Raw genomic sequence first — 19156 nt, 5'->3', positions numbered from 1 at the left:
CTACATCTCCTCGGCTACGTAACTGCGAAGCCAGGTCCGGAAGTCCGGGCCCAGGTCTTCACGTTCGCATGCGAGTCGGACAATGGCACGCAGGTAGTCGCCGCGGTCACCGGTGTCATAGCGGCGGCCCTTGAATACGACGCCGTGGACGGGGCCGCCCAGCTCCTCGTCGGCGGCGAGTTGCTGGAGGGCGTCGGTGAGCTGGATCTCGCCGCCGCGGCCGGGCTCGGTCTTGCGGAGGATCTCGAAGATCTGCGGGTCGAGGACGTAGCGGCCGATGATCGCGTAGTTCGAGGGGGCGTCGGCCTGCTCGGGCTTCTCGACCATGCCCGTGACCCTGACGACGTCACTGTCCTCGGTGGCGTCGATGGCCGCGCACCCGTAGAGGTGGATCTGCTCGGGGGCGACCTCCAGGAGCGCGACGACGCTGCCGCCGTGCTGCGCCTGGACCTCGACCATGCGCTGGAGCAGGGGGTCGCGCGGGTCGATGAGGTCGTCGCCGAGGAGGACGGCGAAGGGCTCCTGGCCGACGTGCGGGGCCGCGCACAGGACGGCGTGGCCGAGGCCCTTGGGGTCGCCCTGGCGGACGTAGTGCATGGTGGCGAGGTCGCTGGACTCCTGGACCCGGGCGAGCCGGCCGGCGTCGCCCTTCCTCTGGAGGGCGGACTCCAGCTCGTAGTTGCGGTCGAAGTGGTCCTCCAGGGGACGCTTGTTACGACCGGTGATCATGAGGACGTCGTCGAGCCCCGCAGACACCGCCTCTTCGACCACATACTGGATCGCCGGCTTGTCGACGACCGGCAGCATTTCTTTGGGAGTGGCTTTGGTGGCGGGCAGGAACCGGGTGCCGAGGCCGGCTGCGGGGATGACAGCCTTGGTGATCCTGAGGTTCGAGTCAGTCATGCGCGCAACCCTATCCGGTGCCTTTGTGCAGAATCTGTGGCTCCGGTTAATTCGCACTCATATGAGCCCGCCATGAACACTACGGGAGCAGTCTGTGAGCCGGATGAGGCGTGGAAGCAACGCTGCCAAGCGAATGTTGCGGCAGGGCTTCCTCACGGTGAGGAAAGGGTTGACGGCGGATGACGTCAGGAGAGCCGCAGACGCTCTTGCCGTCCGTGCGCTCGGCCTGCCCGAACTGGCACAGGCCCGCACGGTCGCGGCATACGTCTCTGTCGGGAATGAACCGGGCACTCTCACGCTTCTCGACGCGCTCCACGCGCGCGGGGTGCGTGTTCTGCTGCCGGTCCTGATGGAGGACAACGATCTCGACTGGGGCGCGTACGAGGGTGAGGGTTCCCTGGTGCGTGTCCAGCACGGCGGAAAGATGGCCCTGTTGGAGCCGGCCGGCGAGCGCCTCGACCCCGCGGCCGTCGAGCGGGCCGACGCCGTCCTGCTGCCCGGTCTCGCCGTGGACACCCGCGGGATGCGCCTGGGGCGCGGCGGTGGCTCGTACGACCGTGTTCTCGCCCGTCTGGAGCGCGCGGGGGCCGATCCGGCGCTGGTGGTGCTCCTGTACGACACGGAGGTCGTCGACCGCGTGCCGGAGGAGCCCCATGACCGTCCGGTGCACGCGGTGGTGACCCCTTCGGGAGTACGGCGCTTCCGAACCGCCCGCCCTTAGGTGCCCCTCGCGCACGGAAAGGGCCCTCTACGCGCGCGTAGAGGGCCCTTCCACCGGCGTGCGTCAGGCGAGCGGCGTCACGGCTTCAGCAGCAGCGTGTCGCTCGTGTTCGCGTCGACCGCCTTCTGCGAGAAGGGCCAGGTCAGCAGCTCGCCCTTGGCCCACTTGTCCGTCTGGTCCGTGTAGTGGGCGCTGTAGGCGTGTCCGGAGGCACCGGTGAGGTTGATCCACTTGGACTTGTCGAGGTCCCCGAGGTTGACCACCATGCGCATCGACGGCACCCAGACGACGCCGTAGCCGCCGGCCGCGTTCCAGCCGGTCGCGTTGACCGTGGCCTCGCCGCCGCCGAGATTCCAGGGGCCGCGGTTGAGCATGTACTGCAGGAAGCCGGGGCCGTCGGTGCCCAGGGTCTGGTTCTTCAGGAACAGGCGGTGCAGCCGGCCCCAGTTCCAGGTGTCGATGTCCTTGCCGAGCTTGGCGGTCAGCTCCCAGCGGGCGTCGTCCATGGCCCGCTCGAACAGCTCGTCACGGGTCGTGGCCGGCTCCTCGGTCCGCGTGCCGGGCGCCGACCACCAGTCGTTGTCCTCGTCGTCGATGATCCTGCGGACCGTCTCGAACCAGCGGTCGCCGCCGTCCGGCTGTGCCTGGTCCGCGTCGCGCTCACCGCACTCGCGCACCTTCTGGTCCTCGTCCGCGGGGCCGGTCGTGTCGACCGGATCGACCGTGAGGCACTGCCCCTTGACCCGCAGCTCCTTGGGCAGCTTGTTGCCGAAGGCGAGCTTGAGGATGTTGCGCCAGACCGCGTTGAAGTACGCGGCCGCCGCCGAGTCGGCGTCCTGGGTGTAGTCCCAGCCCTCCAGCAGCTTCTGCGTCTCCCGGACGCTCTTGTCCTCGACGTCGATCTTCAGCAGCTTGGGCACCAGCAGCCGGGCGACCTCGCTGCTGTTGTCCAGCTGCATCTGCCGCATGTCCTCGGTCGAGATCTTCCCGCCGCCCTTGATCTTCGAGTCGATCAGGTCGGCGAGCCGCTGGCTGCGCGTGCCGTAGCCCCAGTCCGTGGTGAGCGTGTAGGGGTACTTGTCCTTGTCGACGACGGCCTGGTTGGCGGTGACGATGTAGCCGCGGTCCGGGTTGTACTCGTACGGCAGTTCGTCCTGCTTGATGTAGCCGGTCCAGCGGTACTTGGAGTCCCAGCCCGGCGCCGGGAGCGAGCCGTCGCCCTCGCCGCGGATCGGGATCCTGCCCGGCAGCTGGTAGCCGATGTTGTCCTCCCTGTCGGCGTAGACCAGGTTCTGCGAGGGCACGTCGAACAGGGCGGCGGCCTTGCGGAAGCCTGCCCAGTTCTTGGCCTTGTTGATGGCGAACACGGCGTCCATGGAGGTGCCCGGGTCCAGCGCGGTCCAGCGCAGCGCGATGGCGTAGCCGTCGCCGCGGTCGGGGGCGGCGGTGTTGACGGTGGCCTTCTTGCCGACCTTCAGGAGCTCGTCGTCCCGGTCCGACAGGAGGGGGCCGTTGTTGGTCGTGCGGACGACGATCTTCTTGGACCCGCCGCCGGCGACCGCGATGGTCTCCTCGCGGGATTCGAAGGAGCGCACCTTGCCGTCGTACTCGTAACCGTTCCCGGTGAGCTTCTCCAGGTAGAGGTCCGTGACGTCGACGCCTGAGTTGGTCATGCCCCAGGCGATGTCCTCGTTGTGGCCGATTATCACGCCGGGCATACCGGCGAACGTGTAGCCGGACACGTTGTACTGGCACTTCTGGGAGATCGCCTTGCAGTGCAGACCCATCTGGTACCAGACGGACGGCAGCGAGGCCGACAGGTGCGGGTCGTTGGCGAGCAGCGGCTTGCCGCTGATGGTGTGGTCGCCGGAGACGACCCAGGAGTTCGAGCCGATGCCGTTGCCGTTCACGCCGACGGCCTCGGGCACGTCCTCCAGCACCCTGTAGAGGCCCGAGAGCTGCGACTGGAGGGCCGAGGAGGTGCCGGCCGTCCCTGCGGTTCCCGCGGTCCCCGCGGTCCCTGCGGGGATTCCGCCGCCGCCCGTGCCCGCACCGCTCTGCGCGGAGCTTCCGGCGCTCTGCGTTCCCTGCGCCCCCTGTGTGCCCTGCGCCCCCTGGCTCCAGGTTCCGGCGAACTCGTCGTACCCGCCCTCGCGGATGATCGCCTTGTTCCGGTTGTACGGGTACTCCGGGTACAGGTCGGCGATCTGCTTCGGGCCCAGGCGGCTGGTCATCAGGGCGCGGTCGATCTCGTCCTGCATGTTGCCGCGCAGGTCCCAGGCCATCGCCTTCAGCCACGAGATCGAGTCGACCGGGGTCCACTCCTCGGGCTTGTACTCGTTGCTGAAACCGAGGGCCGCGTACTCCAGGGAGATGTCCTTGCCGTCCTTGCCCCGCAGGTAGGCGTTGACACCCTTCGCGTAGGCCTGGAGGTACTTCTTCGTCTCGGCGGACAGCTTGGTGTCGTACTCCTTCTGCGCCACCCTGTCCCAGCCCATGGTGCGCAGGAACGCGTCGTTGGCGATCTGGCCCTTGCCGAACATCTCGGACAGACGGCCCGCGGTCATGTGGCGGCGCACGTCCATCTCGTAGAACCGGTCCTGCGCCTGGACGTAACCCTGTGCCATGAACAGGTCCTCGTCGGTGGACGCGTAGATCTGCGGGATCCCGTAGTCGTCGCGCTGGACGTCGACCTGCCCGGACAGGCCGTCCAGCTTGATCGAACCCTTGGTCTGCGGGAACGAGGCGCGCACGGTGTCGATCGACCAGTACGACCCGTAGCCGACGCCCCCGATGATGGCCAGGACCAGGACGATCACGAGCAGGCGGGCTCTGCGCCCCTTCTTCCTGCCGGACTTGCCGGGCTGCTGACCGGAAGAGGCGGTGGTGTTGGGGGGCATCGCTGTCCTTGCTGTCCTAATGCGAGCGGCAGGCCGGGCTGTGCTTTTAACTGAGCGCAGGAGCAACCATAGGCGCAGGGCGCGAGACAACTTGACGCGGAGTCGGCAACCAGCACGTACGGGCGTTCGATCTTGCCACTCCCGAGCGTCAAGAAAACGTCAAGAGTTAGGTAAGGTAACGAAGTACTTGCACTGAAGCGCGTGCGGACGATCGCCTTCACGTGCTGGTATCCAACTGCCCGGACCCGCGAGAAGGGACCAGCCGCTGACTGTCCACCACCTCAACCAGCTCCTGCTCGTGTGCTCGCTCGTTCTGCTCGTCGCGGTGGCAGCGGTTCGTATCTCTTCGCGCAGCGGGCTCCCCAGCCTGCTCGTCTACCTGGGCATAGGCGTCGCCATGGGCCAGGACGGGCTCGGGGACATCCAGTTCAACAACGCCGCGATGACCCAGGTCATCGGGTACGCGGCCCTCGTCGTGATCCTCGCGGAGGGCGGCCTCAGCACGAAGTGGAAGGAGATCAAACCGGCCCTCCCGGCCGCCACCTCACTGGCGCTGGTCGGCGTCGCGGTGAGCGTCGGCGTGACAGCCGCGGGCGCGCACTACCTGATCGGGCTGGAATGGCGGCAGTCGCTCATCATCGGCGCGGTGGTGTCCTCGACGGACGCGGCGGCGGTCTTCTCCGTCCTGCGGAGGATCCCCCTGCCCGCGCATCTGACGGGCACCCTGGAGGCCGAGTCCGGCTTCAACGACGCCCCGGTGGTCATCCTCGTCGTCTCCTTCTCCATGGCCGGACCGGTGGAGCACTGGTACGTACTGGTCGGGGAGATAGCCCTGGAGCTGGCCATCGGCGCGGCCATCGGTCTCGCGGTGGGCTGGCTCGGCGCGTTCGGGCTGCGGCACGTGGCCCTGCCCGCCTCCGGTCTCTACCCGATCGCCGTCATGGCCATCGCCGTCACGGCGTACGCGGCCGGTGCGCTCGCCCACGGCAGCGGCTTCCTCGCCGTCTACCTGGCCTCCATGGTGCTCGGCAACGCCAGGCTGCCGCACTGGCCCGCCACCCGCGGCTTCGCCGAGGGAGTCGGCTGGATCGCCCAGATCGGCATGTTCGTCCTGCTCGGCCTGCTCGTGACCCCGCACGGGATGGGCGACGACATCGTGCCCGCGCTCATCATCGGCCTGGTGCTGACGATAGTGGCCCGGCCGGTGAGCGTCGTCGTCGCGCTGCTGCCGTTCCGGGTGCCCTGGCCGGAGCAGGCGCTGCTGTCCTGGGCCGGGCTGCGCGGCGCGGTGCCCATCATCCTGGCCACCATCCCCATGGTGAATCAGGTCGAGGGAAGCCGCCGGATCTTCAACATCGTCTTCGTGCTCGTGGTCGTCTACACCCTCGTCCAGGGACCCACACTGCCCTGGCTGGCGCGGAAGCTGCGCCTGGGCGAAGGCCCCGAGGCGGCCGACCTCGGCATCGAGTCGGCACCCCTGGAGCGGCTGCGCGGGCACCTGCTGTCCGTGGCGATCCCCGAGGGCTCGAAGATGCACGGCGTCGAGATCAGCGAGCTCCGGCTGCCCGCCGGCGCGGCCGTCACGCTCGTCGTCCGGGAGGGCACGTCGTTCGTCCCCCTGCCGAGCACGGTGCTGAGACGCGGCGACGAGTTGCTCGTGGTGGCCACGGACCCTGTCCGGGACGCGGCGGAACGGCGCCTGCGGGCGGTCGGCCTGGGCGGAAAGCTGGCCGGCTGGCTGGGGACACCGAACGGCGGGGCGCGCTCATAGGCCGCCGCAATCCCAGGTCGACTGTCTGGTGGTGCTCGCTTTCACAGGAGAACGGCAACATCACCTCTGTACTATGAAGGCGCACCCTGATCGAACCACCTCTGCCTGACGCAGAGCTGGCGCGACCGTATGGCGGCCGGGACGCCTCCTCGCAGTGGACTCCGGTATCTACCGCAGTACGCGCAAGAGGACAGCTCTCGGCACGCCTCCCGGATGACCGGACAACGGGGCGCGTGCTACCAGGCGGCGAAAGGCATGGGCCGTGGCGTCCACGGTCACCTCGACGTCGTCCCGCCCGGGCTACGGGCAGCTGCTGCGCACCCGTGGCGCCTGGACGTTCCTGCTCCCCGGCTTCGCGGCGCGCCAGCCGTTCGCGATGCTGACCATCTCCCTGGTGCTGCTGGTACAGCACACCACCGGCTCGTACGGGGCGGCCGGTGCCGTGGCCGCCGTGACCGGTGTCTCCATGGCACTGTTCGCCCCGTTCAGCGGGCGTCTGGCCGACCGCCACGGACAGCGGGCCGTGCTGGTGCCCGGCGTCGTCCTGCACTCCCTGGCGGGCCTCACCCTGACGGCGCTGGCACTGGCGGACGCCCCCTTGTGGGCGCTCTTCGCCGCCGCCGTTCCCACCGGTGCCTCGGTGCCGCAGATCGGCCCCATGGTGCGCGCCCGCTGGGGCATGAAGCTCCAGGGCACGCCCCTGATGACGACCGCGACCGCCTTCGAGTCCGTCACGGACGAGCTGACCTTCGTCCTCGGCCCGCTGCTGGCGACCGCGCTGTGCACGACCGTGGACCCGGCGGCCGGCCTGGTGACGGAGGCCGCCCTCACCTTGATCGGCGGTCTGCTCTTCGCCGCCCAGAGGGGCACGCAACCCGCTCCCGTTCTCGACGGGCACGCGCGCGTGGAGCACGTTTCGGCACTGCGGGTCCCCGGAGTGCGCGTTCTGATCGTGGCCTTCCTGGGGATCGGCTCCGTCTTCGGCGGCATGCAGGTCTCGCTCGCCGCGTTCTCCGAGTCGATCGGCGAGCCCGGTCTGAACGGTGTCCTGTACGGCGTCTTCGCGGCGGGCAACATGCTGTCCGGCCTCGCCTGCGGTGCGATCGCCTGGAAGGCGGCCCCGCAGCGGCGACTGGTCGTCGCGTACACGGCCCTCGCCCTGACCGCCGCCGGCCTGTGGGCCGCCCACTCCGCGATGTCCGTGCTGGTCCTCGGCGGTCTCGGCCTGCTGGTCGGCATGTGCGTCGCACCCACCCTGGTCATCGGCTACACGCTGGTCGACGATCTGGTGCCGGCGGCCGCCCGCACGGAGGCCTTCACCTGGCTGACCGGTGCGGTCGCGCTCGGTCAGGCCGCCGCCGTCACGGTCGCCGGACAGCTGGAGGACCGCCTCTGGGACGGTGCCGGATTCCTGGCGCCGGCGGCCGGTACGGCGCTGGCGCTGGCGGTCCTGGCCGCACTGCGGTCACGGCTCGCGCCACGGCCCCGGAACCGCACCGTCGCACGTGGCATCGGTCACCGCTCACAAGTGGCAGTGGACTGAACCGACGGAATACGTCACTATGGACCGTCGTTAGCACTCATCGAGTGAGAGTGCCAGGAGGAAGACCAGTGCCGACGTACCAGTACCAGTGCACCGAGTGCGGTGAGGGCCTCGAAGCGGTGCAGAAGTTCACCGACGACGCCCTGACCGAGTGCCCCAACTGCAATGGCCGCCTCAAGAAGGTGTTCTCCGCGGTCGGCATCGTCTTCAAGGGCTCCGGCTTCTACCGGAACGACAGCCGTGGTTCGTCGTCGAGCAGCAGCACGTCGTCGTCCTCGAAGTCCTCGACGTCGTCGGACTCGAAGTCCTCGACGGACTCGAAGTCGTCGTCCGACTCGAAGTCGTCTTCCGGCTCGTCGTCGAGCTCGTCGGCCTCGGGCTCTTCCGCCTCCAGCAGCAGCTCGGCGGCGTAGGGGCCGGTCGGCCGCGCCAAAAGGCTCCGCAGCAAAAGGGTTACGGGACCCTGTCGTCGTTCGGCGACAGGGTTTTCGGCGTTTCCGGGGCCCCGGTTAGGGTGCGGGCATGGCGAACACGGAAAACGCTGAGATCGGTGTCATCGGCGGTTCGGGCTTCTACTCCTTCCTCGACGACGTGACCGAGATACAGGTCGACACCCCGTACGGGCAGCCCAGCGACTCCCTCTTCCTCGGCGAGATCGCGGGGCGGCGGGTCGCCTTCCTCCCCCGCCACGGGCGCGGCCACCACCTGCCGCCGCACCGCATCAACTACCGCGCCAACCTGTGGGCGCTGCGGTCGGTCGGGGCGCGCCAGGTGCTGGGACCCTGCGCCGTAGGCGGACTGCGGCCGGAGTACGGGCCGGGCACGCTGCTCGTGCCGGACCAACTGGTGGACCGTACGAAGGCGCGGACGCAGACGTACTTCGACGGGCTGCCGCTGCCGGGCGGCGACGCCCCGAACGTGGTGCACGTGTCGCTGGCCGACCCGTACTGCCCCACGGGCCGCAGAATCGCGCTGGAGGCGGCCCGCGGGCGGGACTGGGAACCGGTGGACGGCGGCACGCTGGTCGTCGTGGAGGGGCCGCGGTTCTCAACGCGCGCCGAGTCGCTCTGGCACCAGGCTCAGGGCTGGTCCGTGGTCGGCATGACCGGTCATCCCGAGGCCGCGCTCGCCCGTGAACTGGAGCTCTGCTACACGTCGTTGACCCTCGTCACCGACCTCGACGCGGGCGCCGGGACCGGCGAGGGTGTCTCGCACGAGGAGGTGCTCCAGGTGTTCGCGGCGAACGTCGACCGGCTGCGGGGCGTCCTCTTCGACGCGGTCGCCGCACTGCCGCCGACCGAGAAGCGCGACTGCCTGTGCACGACGGCGCTGGGCGGGATGGATCCGGGGTTCGCCATGCCGTGATGGGTGGGGCGCGGGGGCTGCGGCAGGGGCGCCGGTCGGCGGAACTTCCCGTTCGGGGGAGGGAGTTATCCACAGCTCGTGGGTTGTCCACGGGCGTCGGCCGACTCTGCCGCGAAGCCTCATCGTGGGACCGCAAGCCGATCTCACGCAGCAGGTGGTGGCCTCATGTCCCTTCCGTTTCCTTCCCTGTCCTCGTCTTCGTTGTCCTCGTCTTCGTTGTCCGTGGGCACGGGTTCGTCCATGGGCTCGTCCTCGGGCTTGGGCTCGTCCTCGGGCTCGTCTTCGTCTTTTCCGTCGTCGTCTGCGTCTTCGTCTACGGGACCCCTGTCCACGTCCCTCCATGGCCCGCCCGGTTCCGGCGCTCCCCCGACCTGCGAGGTTCCGCACTTCGCCCCATTGCGGGTGGGGGGTGCCCGGTACCAGTTGCGGCGGCTCGTGCGGTGCCGGAGGCGGGCCGTGGCTGCCGGGCTGGCCGTGACCGCTGCGGCGCTGGTGGCGGCGGGTCCGCGGGATGCGGCGCCGGCTCAGGATGGCCAGCGAGCCCGCGGGCATCCGATGGCCGAGGCCGTGCCGGAGCGGCGACGAGTCGTCGAGACGGTGGCGGCGCCGGTGCGCATCGCCGACGGCGCCACGGTGCGGCTGCTGCGGCCCGGCAACCGGGTCGACGTGATCGCGGCCGAGGAGTCGTCGACGAATGGCGGCGGCGCCCGGGTGGTCGCGCGCGGGGCCCGGGTGACGAGGGTGCCGGCGGCGAGCGCCACCGAGAGCGGGGCGCTGGTGGTCCTGACCGTGCCCCGGGCCACGGCGGCACGGCTGGCGGGCGCGGGCGCGACCTCACGGCTGGCGGTGACACTGTGCCGACCGTGACGAGGGGGACCGTCGAGCGCCGGTCACACTTCTCGTTCGAGAGGTGCGACTGGACAGGTCCCGGACGCCGTGCCGTAAGTTGCGGAGTCATTTGTTCCACGACTTGCACGGAAAGGCGTCGCGGTGAGCAAGAAGAAGGAGCCGAGCATCTGGGAGGGCTTCAAGGCCTTCCTGATGCGGGGGAACGTCGTCGACCTGGCGGTGGCCGTGGTCATCGGCGCGGCTTTCACCAACATCGTGAACTCGGTGGTGAAGGGCGTCATCAACCCCCTGGTGGGGGCGGTCGGCACCAAGAACCTCGACCACTACAGCTACTGCCTCCAGGACCCCTGCACGGGCAGCGGCGACGCCGCGACGGGCATCACCATCATGTGGGGCTCCGTCCTGGGAGCGACCCTCAGCTTCGTGATCACGGCGGCCGTCGTCTACTTCCTGATGGTGCTGCCGATGGCCAAGTACCTCTCACGGCTGGAGGCCCGTCGCAAGGCCAAGGAGGGCACGCAGGAGGTCATCGAGGTGACCGAGCTGGAGGTCCTGAAGGAGATACGCGACGCCCTGGTCGCGCAGCGAGGCTCGGGCCACGACCGCGAGTAACGCGGTTCACGGACCGCATTCAGCGTCTTCAGAGGTGGTGGGGCGGCTTCTCGTCGAGGAAGCGCTTCAGGTCGGCGACGCTGTCGCCGGCCGCGGGCCGCTCGCCCCACCCGCGGTCCGTGTCGTCCGACGACTGCTGGTCGAGCGGGTCGTCGAAGACCAGCGCGGCCTTCGCCTGCTCGCGCGGTTCGGGGGCGGAAGCGGTACTCATGCCCCCAGGGTACGGCCCTGCAGTCGGGCGAGACCCGGGCGCCACGGGAGGACACGGTGTCCGTGAGGGCTCGCCCGCCGGTGCGCGCGGTTCGGGGAAGCTCTCTGGGTTTTCTGGTGTGCTTGGCCCCATGACATCCCGTTCTGCCCGATCAGCTTCGGACTCCGCTCATGCCTCCGGCGGCGGTCCTGTGCGGCGGCTGGTCGCGCGGGGGCGCGACGAGGAGCACCGGGTCGCGTCACCGCTTGAGCTCTTCTTCGACCTGTGCTTCGTCGTGGCGGTCGCCCAGGCGGGCCTCCAACTGGTCCACGTGGTGGCGGAGAACCACGTGGGCGAGGGCATCCTCGACTACGCGATGATCTTCTTCGCGATCTGGTGGGCCTGGATGAACTTCACCTGGTTCGCCTCGGCGTACGACAACGACGACGTGCTGTACCGGATCGTGACGCTGGTCCAGATCGCCGGTGTGCTGGTGCTCGCGGCCGGAGTGTCCCAGGCGTTCGAACACCACGATTTCCTGGTCGTCTGGATCGGCTATGTGATCATGCGGTTGGCGATGGCGGCCCAGTGGCTGCGGGTGGCTCGGTCGGCCCGGGGCGCCGAGAGAACCATGGCGCTGCGGTACGCGGGCGGTGTGGCGCTGTGCCAGATCGGCTGGACGGGGCTCCTCTTCTTCCCTGCCCCGGACCGTCCCTGGGTGTACCTGGTGATGGTGCTGGCGGAGATGTGCGTGCCGCTGTACGCGGAGAGGGCCTGTGTCACGGCGTGGCATCCGCACCACATCGCCGAGCGCTACGGACTGTTCACGATCATCGTGCTCGGCGAGACGATCGCCGCGGCCACGCTCGCCGTGAAGTCGGGCGTGCAGGAGAGCAAAGCGCTGGGTGAGCTGCTGCCGATCGCGGCGGGCGGGCTGCTGACCGTGTTCTCGGCGTGGTGGATCTACTTCGTCGTGCCGATCCACGGGCGGCTGCGCTCCAGCAGGGACAGCTTCCTGTGGGGGTACGGGCACTACCTGATCTTCGCGTCGGCGGCCGCGATCGGTGCCGGACTGGAGGTCGCGGTGGAGCAGTCGGTCGGCAAGGCGCACATCTCGGCGCTCGTCGCGTCGGCCGCGGTGACGCTGCCGACGGCGCTGTACCTCCTGACCGTGTGGGCGTTGCACGCGCGCCACTTCAAGGTGGGGATCGCCCAGCAGGCCGTGCTGCCCACCACCGCGCTGACGGTGATCGCGTGCACGTTCCTCGGGGACTGGGCGGTGTTCGCGACGGGCATCGTGACAGCGCTGGCCGTAGCCGCAGGGGTATTCACGGCGCGGATGGCGGCGAGAGAGGGGGGAGCGACGGCATCGGCCGGGTGAGGCGGGATGAGCCGCGCCGGACCACACTGGGTCCATGACAGTTGACGCTTTGACAGATGTCGTGGGGCTGCGGGTCGGACACGCCACCCGGATCGGCGACGGCTGGCTCACCGGGACGACGGTCGTGCTCGCCCCGGAGGGCGGAGCGGTGGCGGCCGTGGACGTACGCGGCGGCGGGCCGGGGACCAAGGAGACGGACGCGCTCGATCCGCGGAACCTGGTGCAGAAGATCGAGGCGGTCGTCCTGACCGGGGGCAGCGCATACGGGCTGGACTCGGCGTCGGGGGTGATGGCCTGGCTGGAGGAGCGGGGACGCGGAGTGCGAGTGGGTCCCGATCCGACGCACGTCGTGCCGGTCGTGCCTGCGGCCTGTGTCTTCGACCTTGGCCGTGGCGGTGACTTCCGTGCCAGGCCGGACGCGGCGACGGGACGGGCCGCGGTGGAGGCGGCCGCCGCGAGCGAGCCGGGCGTACCGGTCGAGGAGGGCTGCGTGGGTGCCGGTACCGGGGCGACGGTCGGGCAGCTGAAGGGCGGCGTCGGCACCGCGAGCGTCGTGCTCGGCTCAGGTGTCACGGTGGCCGCCCTGGTGGTGGTCAACGCTGCGGGGTCGGTGATGGATCCGGAAACGGGTGTGCTCTACGGGGAGTTGTTCCAGGGAGGCGGCCGTACGGCCCACCCGGCGGCCGAGGTGCACGAGGCGGCACGGCAGCGGCTCGCGGAGGCCACCGCCAAGAAAGCCGCACCCTCGCTGAACACGACCCTCGCGGTCGTCGCCACCGACGCCGATCTCACCCGCGCCCAGGCGCAGAAGCTGGCAGGCACGGCGCACGACGGCATCGCCCGCGCCATACGCCCGGTGCACCTCCTCAACGACGGCGACACGGTCTTCACCCTGGCCACCGCCGCCCACCCCCTGCCCTCGGACAACCCCCTCGCCCTGAACGAGGTACTCGCGGCGGGCGCGGACCTGGTGACGCGGGCGATCGTCCGAGCGGTGCGGGCTGCCGAATCGGTGGAGGGGCCGGGCGGGGTGTGGCCGGCGTACAGGGAGTTGTACGGGGACTGAGAGTCGTTCCGGGGCGCGCCTGACGTGGGTCAGGGGGCAGGGGGCCAGGGGGTCAGGAGGTCAGGAGGTCAAGTGCGGCCGGTGACGACGAGGGTGCACAGGCCGAGGAGTGCGAGACAGGTGAGGACGGCGACCGACTCGATGGACTCGTGGAGACGGCGTCCTGCCCGGAGATCGGCTCGCAGCAGGGTCGAGTGGCTGATCAGCGCGCCGGTCATGACGAGCATCAGACCGGCGGCGGCAACCGCGGTGAGGGTGGGGGCGATGCCGGTGAGCTGTGGCAGGACCAGACCGAGGACGGCGGCCAGTTCCGCCCAGGCCGTCAGCTTGATCACGGAAGGGGGAAAGGGTGCGACCCCGCTCTGCCCGGTGGCGAGCAGGCGCTCCTTGGGCAGGGTCGCCTTGAGCGTCCCCGAGAGGAGGAAGATCGCGGCGAGCAGGATCTGCGCGGTCCACAACAGCGCGTTCATGGACAGGGCTCCTTGTCGTGGCGTGCCGGTACACCAACGGGGACGGAGCGGGGGCCGACGAGTGTGACATGGCCGCGGGCCCGGAAGGGGGAACGAGGTAAGGGAGAACGCTGAGGAAGGAGCGCAGAGGGAGAAACCCAGAGGGAGGAGTCCATCGGGAGGAGCCCAGAGAGAGGAATCCAGCGGGAGGAGCCCACCGGGCGGAGTCCACCGGGCGGAGTCCACCGGGCGGAGTCCATCAAGCGGGCCCCGTAAGGCGATTGTCCGGGTTCTGTCACGCGACGGCTGCAGCGGTGGGACCGCCGGAACCCCACTGAGCCCCGAGCGCTCTTTCTCCTCGTACTGAAGCGGATCACGTACGAAGCGAGAAGATGGAGCAGCCCGTGACATCGCCGGACAAGATGGTGCGACGCACGCTGGGGGCCTGGGCCGTCCTGGTGGTCGGTTCCCTGACGCTCACCGCCTGCGGTGGCAGCGCCAAGGCCGACAACGACAAGGGCCCCGCCGAGGGCTCCGCGGCGAGGATCACGATCTCGGCGAAGGACGGCTCGACGGGTGCGTCCATCAACGCGACCGGTGTGAAGGTCAGCGGTGGCGAGCTGACCGAGGTGAAGATGACGGTGGCGGGGACGGAGCAGGCCGTGCCCGGGGCGTTGTCCGCGGACAACAAGGCATGGAAGCCGAAGGAGCGGTTGGAGCGGGGCACGAAGTACCAGATCTCGGCCATCGCGAAGAACACCGACGGGCGCACGTCCGCCGCCAACTCGATCTTCACCACCGTGACTACGGCCAACAGTTTCATCGGGACGTACACGCCGGACGACGGGAGCACGGTCGGTGTGGGGATGCCGGTGTCGTTCACGTTCGACAAGGCGATCACCGACAAGAAGGCCGTGCAGTCGGGCATCACGGTGTCGTCGAGCAGTGGGCAGAAGGTGGTCGGGCACTGGTTCGGGGCGCAGCGGCTCGACTTCCGGCCCGAGGAGTACTGGAAGGCCGGCTCCGAGGTCACGATGAAGATCGACCTGGACGGGGTGGAGGGCGCCAAGGGCATCCACGGCGTGCAGGACAGGACGGTCCGCTTCACCGTCGGGCGGTCCCAGGTCTCCACGGTCGACGCCGGCACGCAGACCATGACGGTCGTGCGTGACGGGAAGACGATCAGGACGATCCCGATCTCCGCGGGCAGCCCGGATAACACCACATACAACGGGCAGATGGTGGTCTCGGAGAAGTTCGTGCAGACGCGGATGAACGGATCGACGGTCGGCTTCGGCGGCGAGTACGACATCCCGGATGTGCCGCACGCGATGCGGCTGACGACGTCGGGCACCTTCATCCACGGCAACTACTGGTACGCCAAGGGCAACCCGCCCTTCGGCAGGCAGGGCACCAGCCACGGCTGCGTCGGGCTCCAGGACGTGCAGGGCGCCCAGGGCGACACCCCCGCCAAGTGGTTCTACGACAACACGCTCATCGGCGACGTCGTGACGGTCAAGAACTCCCCCGACAAGACGGTCGCCCCGGACAACGGCCTCAACGGCTGGAACATGCCGTGGAGCGCCTGGACGGCGGGCAGCGCCCTCTGAGCCGTGCCACGGCAGATGACGTCACGGCCAACTCGGCCATGACAAGCACTCTTTGGTGACACGACGCCAAGATCTTCGGCAAAAACAAGCGGGCCGCGCGGGAACCATCCGCGCGGCCCTGGCGTTTTCAGAACGTACGTTTTCTCGGTTCCCGGACATGATGTCCGACCGAGGGGCTACGGTATGCACCCACAAGGTGACATGCAGCAACGCCGGGAGAAGCCTTGAGCGTTCCGTACGAGACGGCAGCGTACGAGCCACCCGAGTCGCCCGAGTCTCCGGAGGAGCACCTCGCGCGACTCCTCGGTCGCGCCCTGAACTCCTTCGAGCTGCCCGACGAGACCATACGGCGGCTCGACTGCGCGCTCGCGTACGACAGTTCGCTGCACTCGGCGCACTACAGCGCGGGGCTGCACCGGGCGACGTACCGGCACACGTGGCTGCTGGCCGACGGCTGCGCGCTCACGCTGTGGGAGCTGGCGCACAACACGGCGCCGGGCAGCGATCCACAGCACGAGGTGTACGTGGACGAGGAGGAGTTGCGGGCCGCCACGGCGCGGCTGCCGCTGCCGTCGGACACGCCGGAGTTCGAACTGCCCGTCACGGTGGAACTGGCGCCGGTCCCCGAGCCCCGCCACGAGTACGTGCCGGACGACTCGGCCGACCACGCCCGGCGGCTGCTGCGACGCGCCGAGAACCCGGACCCGCCGGGGGACGAGCTCGCCACGCTGCTGCTGCGGACGGCGTTCGCGCACGAGATCACCCAGGCGTTCGGCCGCACCGGCCGCTCGGGCCGCGTCGGGCCGAACTTCTCGCTGTACGAGCACGCGTTCTTGCTCACGGACGGCCGGGAGATCTCCCTGTGGGAGGTCGAGCACACGGCGACGCCGGACGGGCGCCACATGTGCGAGGTCTACGCGACGGAGGACGCGGCCCGGGACGCGATGGAGCGGCGGGCGGCAAGCGGCGAGCCGTGCTGACCGCAGACGATCAGGGCGACCACGGGGTCGTTCCTGACTGCCCTGCGGTCAGGGGCGGCCGTCGCTGAGCCGTCGTACGAGGACCGCGAAGGCGTCGCGTTCCGCCGGGGTCAGTTCGACGTGCTCGATGTAGGGGGCGGAGTGGCGCTGGTAGGGCAGGACCCGCAGGATCCTGCCGCGGCGGGTCAGGGCTGCGAACTGCCGGCGGTGCACAGGAAGGTCGCGGCGCATGACGCAGACCAGCATGGCGACCCAGATGACCGCCGCCACGGCGAGGGCGGTCACGCCCAGCAAATGGAGGATCGACACGGGCTCAGGCATGCCTCCCAGTAGACACCACGGTCCGGGCTTTTTGGCCCGGACCGTGACGCATCTCGCAGGTGACCCGAAAAACTCACCGCCGATGTAAAACCGGCAAATACACACCAAATACACACCGCGGTGAGTAAGCGGACGAAGCACGGCGGCCGCAGCCCCCTGTCCAACGGGCTGCGGCCGCCGTGTGGCGATGGGCTCGCCGTATGGCGATGGGCTGTCGTGTCGCACGCCCCATCGGCCGTGGTACATCCCATCGGCCGTCGTGCGCCCCATCGGCCGTTGTGCGGGCCGGTCGCGGGTTCAGGCCGCGACCGGCTGCTTCGTTTCGGTGCCGGTGGCCGGGGCCGCTTCCGTGACCGTGGCCGGCTCTGTCTTCCGCATGCCCTTCAGGACGATGACCAGGCCGGCCGTGACCGCCGTACCGACCGCGATGGCCAGCAGGTACAGGAGCGGCTTGCCGATCAGGAAGGTGACCCAGATGCCGCCGTGCGGGGCGCGCAGGGTCGAGCCGAAGGCCATGGTCAGCGCGCCGGTGACCGCGCCGCCCGCCATGGAGGCCGGGATGACCCGCAGCGGGTCGGCGGCGGCGAACGGGATCGCGCCCTCGGAGATGAAGGAGGCGCCGAGGACCCAGGCCGCCTTGCCGTTCTCGCGCTCGGCGGGGGTGAACAGCTTCTTGCGGATCGTGGTCGCCAGGGCCATGCCCAGCGGCGGGACCATCCCGGCGGCCATCACGGCGGCCATGATCTTCATCGCGGAACCGCTCGGGTCCTGGACGGCGATACCGCCCGTGGCGAAGGCGTACGCGACCTTGTTGACGGGACCGCCCAGGTCGAAGCACATCATCAGGCCGAGCAGGATGCCGAGCAGGACGGCGTTGGTCCCGGAGAGGCCGCCCAGCCAGTCGGTCATGGCCTTCTGCGCCTCGGCGATGGGCTTGCCGACCACGACGAACATCAGGAAGCCGACGACGATCGAGGAGACCAGCGGTATCACGACCACCGGCATGATGCCGCGCAGCACCGGCGGGATCTTGATCCGCTGGATGCCGAGGACCACCGCACCGGCCAACAGACCGGCGACCAGACCGCCGAGGAAGCCGGCGGCGATGTTGGAGGCGATCATTCCGCCGACGAAGCCAGGGACGAGGCCGGGGCGGTCGGCCATGCCATAGGCGATGTAACCCGCGAGGACGGGGATCAGGAAGCCGAAGGCGACGCCGCCGATCTGGAACAGCAGCGCTGCCCAGCTGTCGACCTGTCCCCAGTCGAAGTGCTCGGTGACCGGCTTGGCCCCGTTGATCTCGTAACCGCCGAGTGCGAAGCCCAGCGCGATGAGCAGACCGCCCGCCGCGACGAACGGAACCATGTAGCTCACGCCGGACATCAGCCACTTGCGGAGCTTGGTGCCGTAGCCGTCGCCGGGCTCGCCCGCGCGTTCGACCGGGGTGGAGCCGGGCCGGGCGGACTCGGTGCCCTCGCCGCGCGCGGCCTTGTCGCGGACCTCGGCGATCAGCTCGGCGGGCCGGTTGATACCCGCCTTCACACCCACATCCACGGTGGGCTTGCCCGCGAACCGCTCCTTCTCGCGTACGGGGACGTCGTGGGCGAAGATCACGCCGTCGGCTGCGGCGATGACGGCCGGGTCGAGCCGGGAGAATCCGGCCGAACCCTGCGTCTCGACGACGACCTCGACACCATCGGTGTCACGGCCCGTGTTCTCCAGCGCCTCGGCTGCCATATAGGTGTGCGCGATGCCGGTGGGGCAGGAGGTGACGGCGACGATACGGAACGGACGGGCCTCCTCGGCGCCGGCCGCACTCGCGGCACCCGCAGCGCTCACGGCGCCATCGGCGCTCGCGGCACCCTTGGCCCCCGCCGCGCCCCGGCTGTCGCCCGCGCCCTCGTCGCCCGCGCGGTCGTCGTCCGTGCTGACCGCGGCGGCGTCGGCGGAGGCCGTTCCGGCCGGCGCCGCCGCGGAGTCTTCGGTGCCCTGGGCGTCGTCGTCGCCCCGGATGAGCGCCGCGGCCCGCTCCGCGTCGTCCACGGACCGCAGTGCGGAGGTGAACTCGGCGTTCATCAGCTGGCGGGCGAGGGACGACAGGATGGTGAGGTGGGCGTCGTCCGCGCCGGCCGGAGCCGCGATCAGGAAGATCAGGTCGGCGGGCCCGTCGGCCGCGCCGAAGTCGATACCCGCCGCGCTGCGCCCGAAAGCGAGAGTCGGCTCGGTGACGTGCTCGCTGCGGCAGTGCGGGATGCCGATGCCGCCGTCGAGGCCGGTCGGCATCTGCGCCTCGCGAGCGGCCACATCGGCGAGGAAGCCGTCCAGGTCGGTCACCCGGCCCTTGGCCACCATCCGCTCGGCGAGCGCACGGGCCGCCGCTTCCTTGGTGTCGGCGGACAGGTCGAGGTCGACCAGGTCCGCGGTGATCATCTCGCTCATCGCGGGCTCCTTCGCACGCGTATCGCCCGTGGGGAGTCGTGGGCGGGGCTGGGAAC

Annotated in this window: 18 protein-coding genes; 11 read left to right on the top strand and 7 right to left on the bottom strand. The window is 69.9% G+C overall.

Annotated features, from left to right (window positions below):
* Window positions 1-903, bottom strand: coding sequence for a UTP--glucose-1-phosphate uridylyltransferase GalU (gene galU / locus FPZ41_RS11450; protein WP_152861675.1), 903 nt, complete (start codon window positions 901-903; stop codon window positions 1-3).
* 133 nt (window positions 904-1036) lie between these two features.
* On the opposite strand from galU, the gene FPZ41_RS11445 reads away from it, so the two are divergent.
* The gene (locus FPZ41_RS11445; protein WP_152861673.1) at window positions 1037-1624 is read left to right on the top strand and encodes a 5-formyltetrahydrofolate cyclo-ligase; all 588 of its coding nucleotides are present in this window, start codon (window positions 1037-1039) and stop codon (window positions 1622-1624) included.
* A gap of 77 nt (window positions 1625-1701) precedes the next feature.
* On the opposite strand, the gene FPZ41_RS11440 is transcribed toward FPZ41_RS11445, so the two are convergent.
* Window positions 1702-4524, bottom strand: coding sequence for a penicillin acylase family protein (locus FPZ41_RS11440; protein ID WP_152861671.1), 2823 nt, complete (start codon window positions 4522-4524; stop codon window positions 1702-1704).
* A gap of 235 nt (window positions 4525-4759) precedes the next feature.
* Here FPZ41_RS11440 and FPZ41_RS11435 point away from each other — a divergent pair, with 235 nt between their 5' ends.
* The 4 genes from FPZ41_RS11435 to FPZ41_RS11420 all read left to right on the top strand — a co-directional run bounded on the left by FPZ41_RS11435 (window position 4760) and on the right by FPZ41_RS11420 (window position 9203).
* The gene (locus tag FPZ41_RS11435) at window positions 4760-6295 is read left to right on the top strand and encodes a potassium/proton antiporter (protein ID WP_152861669.1); all 1536 of its coding nucleotides are present in this window, start codon (window positions 4760-4762) and stop codon (window positions 6293-6295) included.
* A gap of 262 nt (window positions 6296-6557) precedes the next feature.
* Window positions 6558-7838 carry an MFS transporter gene (locus tag FPZ41_RS11430; RefSeq protein ID WP_322620099.1) on the top strand — a complete coding sequence of 427 codons (1281 nt, stop codon included), beginning with the start codon at window positions 6558-6560 and terminating at the stop codon, window positions 7836-7838.
* 68 nt (window positions 7839-7906) lie between these two features.
* The gene (locus FPZ41_RS11425; protein WP_322620098.1) at window positions 7907-8251 is read left to right on the top strand and encodes an FmdB family zinc ribbon protein; all 345 of its coding nucleotides are present in this window, start codon (window positions 7907-7909) and stop codon (window positions 8249-8251) included.
* Between the two features lie 109 nt (window positions 8252-8360).
* A complete protein-coding gene (locus FPZ41_RS11420) occupies window positions 8361-9203 on the top strand; it encodes an S-methyl-5'-thioadenosine phosphorylase (RefSeq protein ID WP_152861667.1) in 843 nt (280 codons plus the stop codon).
* Between the two features lie 143 nt (window positions 9204-9346).
* Here the strand turns inward: FPZ41_RS11420 and FPZ41_RS47010 are convergent, their stop codons facing one another.
* A complete protein-coding gene (locus FPZ41_RS47010) occupies window positions 9347-9535 on the bottom strand; it encodes a hypothetical protein (RefSeq protein WP_194236066.1) in 189 nt (62 codons plus the stop codon).
* Here FPZ41_RS47010 and FPZ41_RS11415 point away from each other — a divergent pair.
* Complete coding sequence (locus FPZ41_RS11415) at window positions 9444-10070, top strand: CpaB family protein (protein ID WP_228022682.1); 627 nt, start codon at window positions 9444-9446, stop codon at window positions 10068-10070. The genes FPZ41_RS47010 and FPZ41_RS11415 overlap by 92 nt on opposite strands.
* A gap of 123 nt (window positions 10071-10193) precedes the next feature.
* On the top strand, window positions 10194-10664 hold the full coding sequence (gene mscL, locus FPZ41_RS11410; protein ID WP_322620097.1) for a large conductance mechanosensitive channel protein MscL: 471 nt from the start codon (window positions 10194-10196) through the stop codon (window positions 10662-10664).
* A 28-nt stretch (window positions 10665-10692) separates the two neighbouring features.
* Here the strand turns inward: mscL and FPZ41_RS11405 are convergent, their stop codons facing one another.
* The gene (locus tag FPZ41_RS11405; RefSeq protein ID WP_152861665.1) at window positions 10693-10875 is read right to left on the bottom strand and encodes a hypothetical protein; all 183 of its coding nucleotides are present in this window, start codon (window positions 10873-10875) and stop codon (window positions 10693-10695) included.
* Between the two features lie 130 nt (window positions 10876-11005).
* Between FPZ41_RS11405 and FPZ41_RS11400 the strand changes: the two genes are divergently transcribed.
* Both FPZ41_RS11400 and FPZ41_RS11395 read left to right on the top strand, forming a co-directional pair.
* Window positions 11006-12235, top strand: a complete 1230-nt coding sequence (locus tag FPZ41_RS11400) for a low temperature requirement protein A (RefSeq protein ID WP_152861663.1) — start codon at window positions 11006-11008, stop codon at window positions 12233-12235.
* Between the two features lie 34 nt (window positions 12236-12269).
* On the top strand, window positions 12270-13301 hold the full coding sequence (locus FPZ41_RS11395; RefSeq protein WP_152861661.1) for a P1 family peptidase: 1032 nt from the start codon (window positions 12270-12272) through the stop codon (window positions 13299-13301).
* 68 nt (window positions 13302-13369) lie between these two features.
* Here FPZ41_RS11395 and FPZ41_RS11390 read toward each other — a convergent pair whose 3' ends face one another.
* Window positions 13370-13771 carry a DoxX family protein gene (locus tag FPZ41_RS11390; protein ID WP_152861659.1) on the bottom strand — a complete coding sequence of 134 codons (402 nt, stop codon included), beginning with the start codon at window positions 13769-13771 and terminating at the stop codon, window positions 13370-13372.
* Between the two features lie 401 nt (window positions 13772-14172).
* On the opposite strand from FPZ41_RS11390, the gene FPZ41_RS11385 reads away from it, so the two are divergent.
* Together FPZ41_RS11385 and FPZ41_RS11380 are read left to right on the top strand one after the other, a co-directional pair.
* Window positions 14173-15360: a L,D-transpeptidase gene (locus tag FPZ41_RS11385; protein ID WP_152861716.1), complete on the top strand. Its 1188-nt coding sequence runs from the start codon at window positions 14173-14175 to the stop codon at window positions 15358-15360.
* A gap of 224 nt (window positions 15361-15584) precedes the next feature.
* Entirely contained in the window at window positions 15585-16340 is a 756-nt protein-coding gene (locus FPZ41_RS11380; protein WP_152861657.1) for a DUF6227 family protein, read from the top strand.
* Window positions 16341-16388: 48 nt separating this feature from the next.
* Here the strand turns inward: FPZ41_RS11380 and FPZ41_RS11375 are convergent, their stop codons facing one another.
* Together FPZ41_RS11375 and FPZ41_RS11370 are read right to left on the bottom strand one after the other, a co-directional pair.
* The gene (locus FPZ41_RS11375) at window positions 16389-16661 is read right to left on the bottom strand and encodes a hypothetical protein (RefSeq protein WP_131571984.1); all 273 of its coding nucleotides are present in this window, start codon (window positions 16659-16661) and stop codon (window positions 16389-16391) included.
* 297 nt (window positions 16662-16958) lie between these two features.
* Entirely contained in the window at window positions 16959-19100 is a 2142-nt protein-coding gene (locus tag FPZ41_RS11370) for a PTS fructose transporter subunit IIABC (RefSeq protein WP_152861655.1), read from the bottom strand.
* Window positions 19101-19156: the final 56 nt, after the last annotated feature.

The sequence above is a fragment of the Streptomyces acidicola genome, from assembly GCF_009377235.1.
Lineage (GTDB): Bacteria > Actinomycetota > Actinomycetes > Streptomycetales > Streptomycetaceae > Streptomyces > Streptomyces acidicola.
Note: the sequence above shows the minus strand (reverse complement) of the source record. Positions and strands in the feature narration are given on the sequence as shown.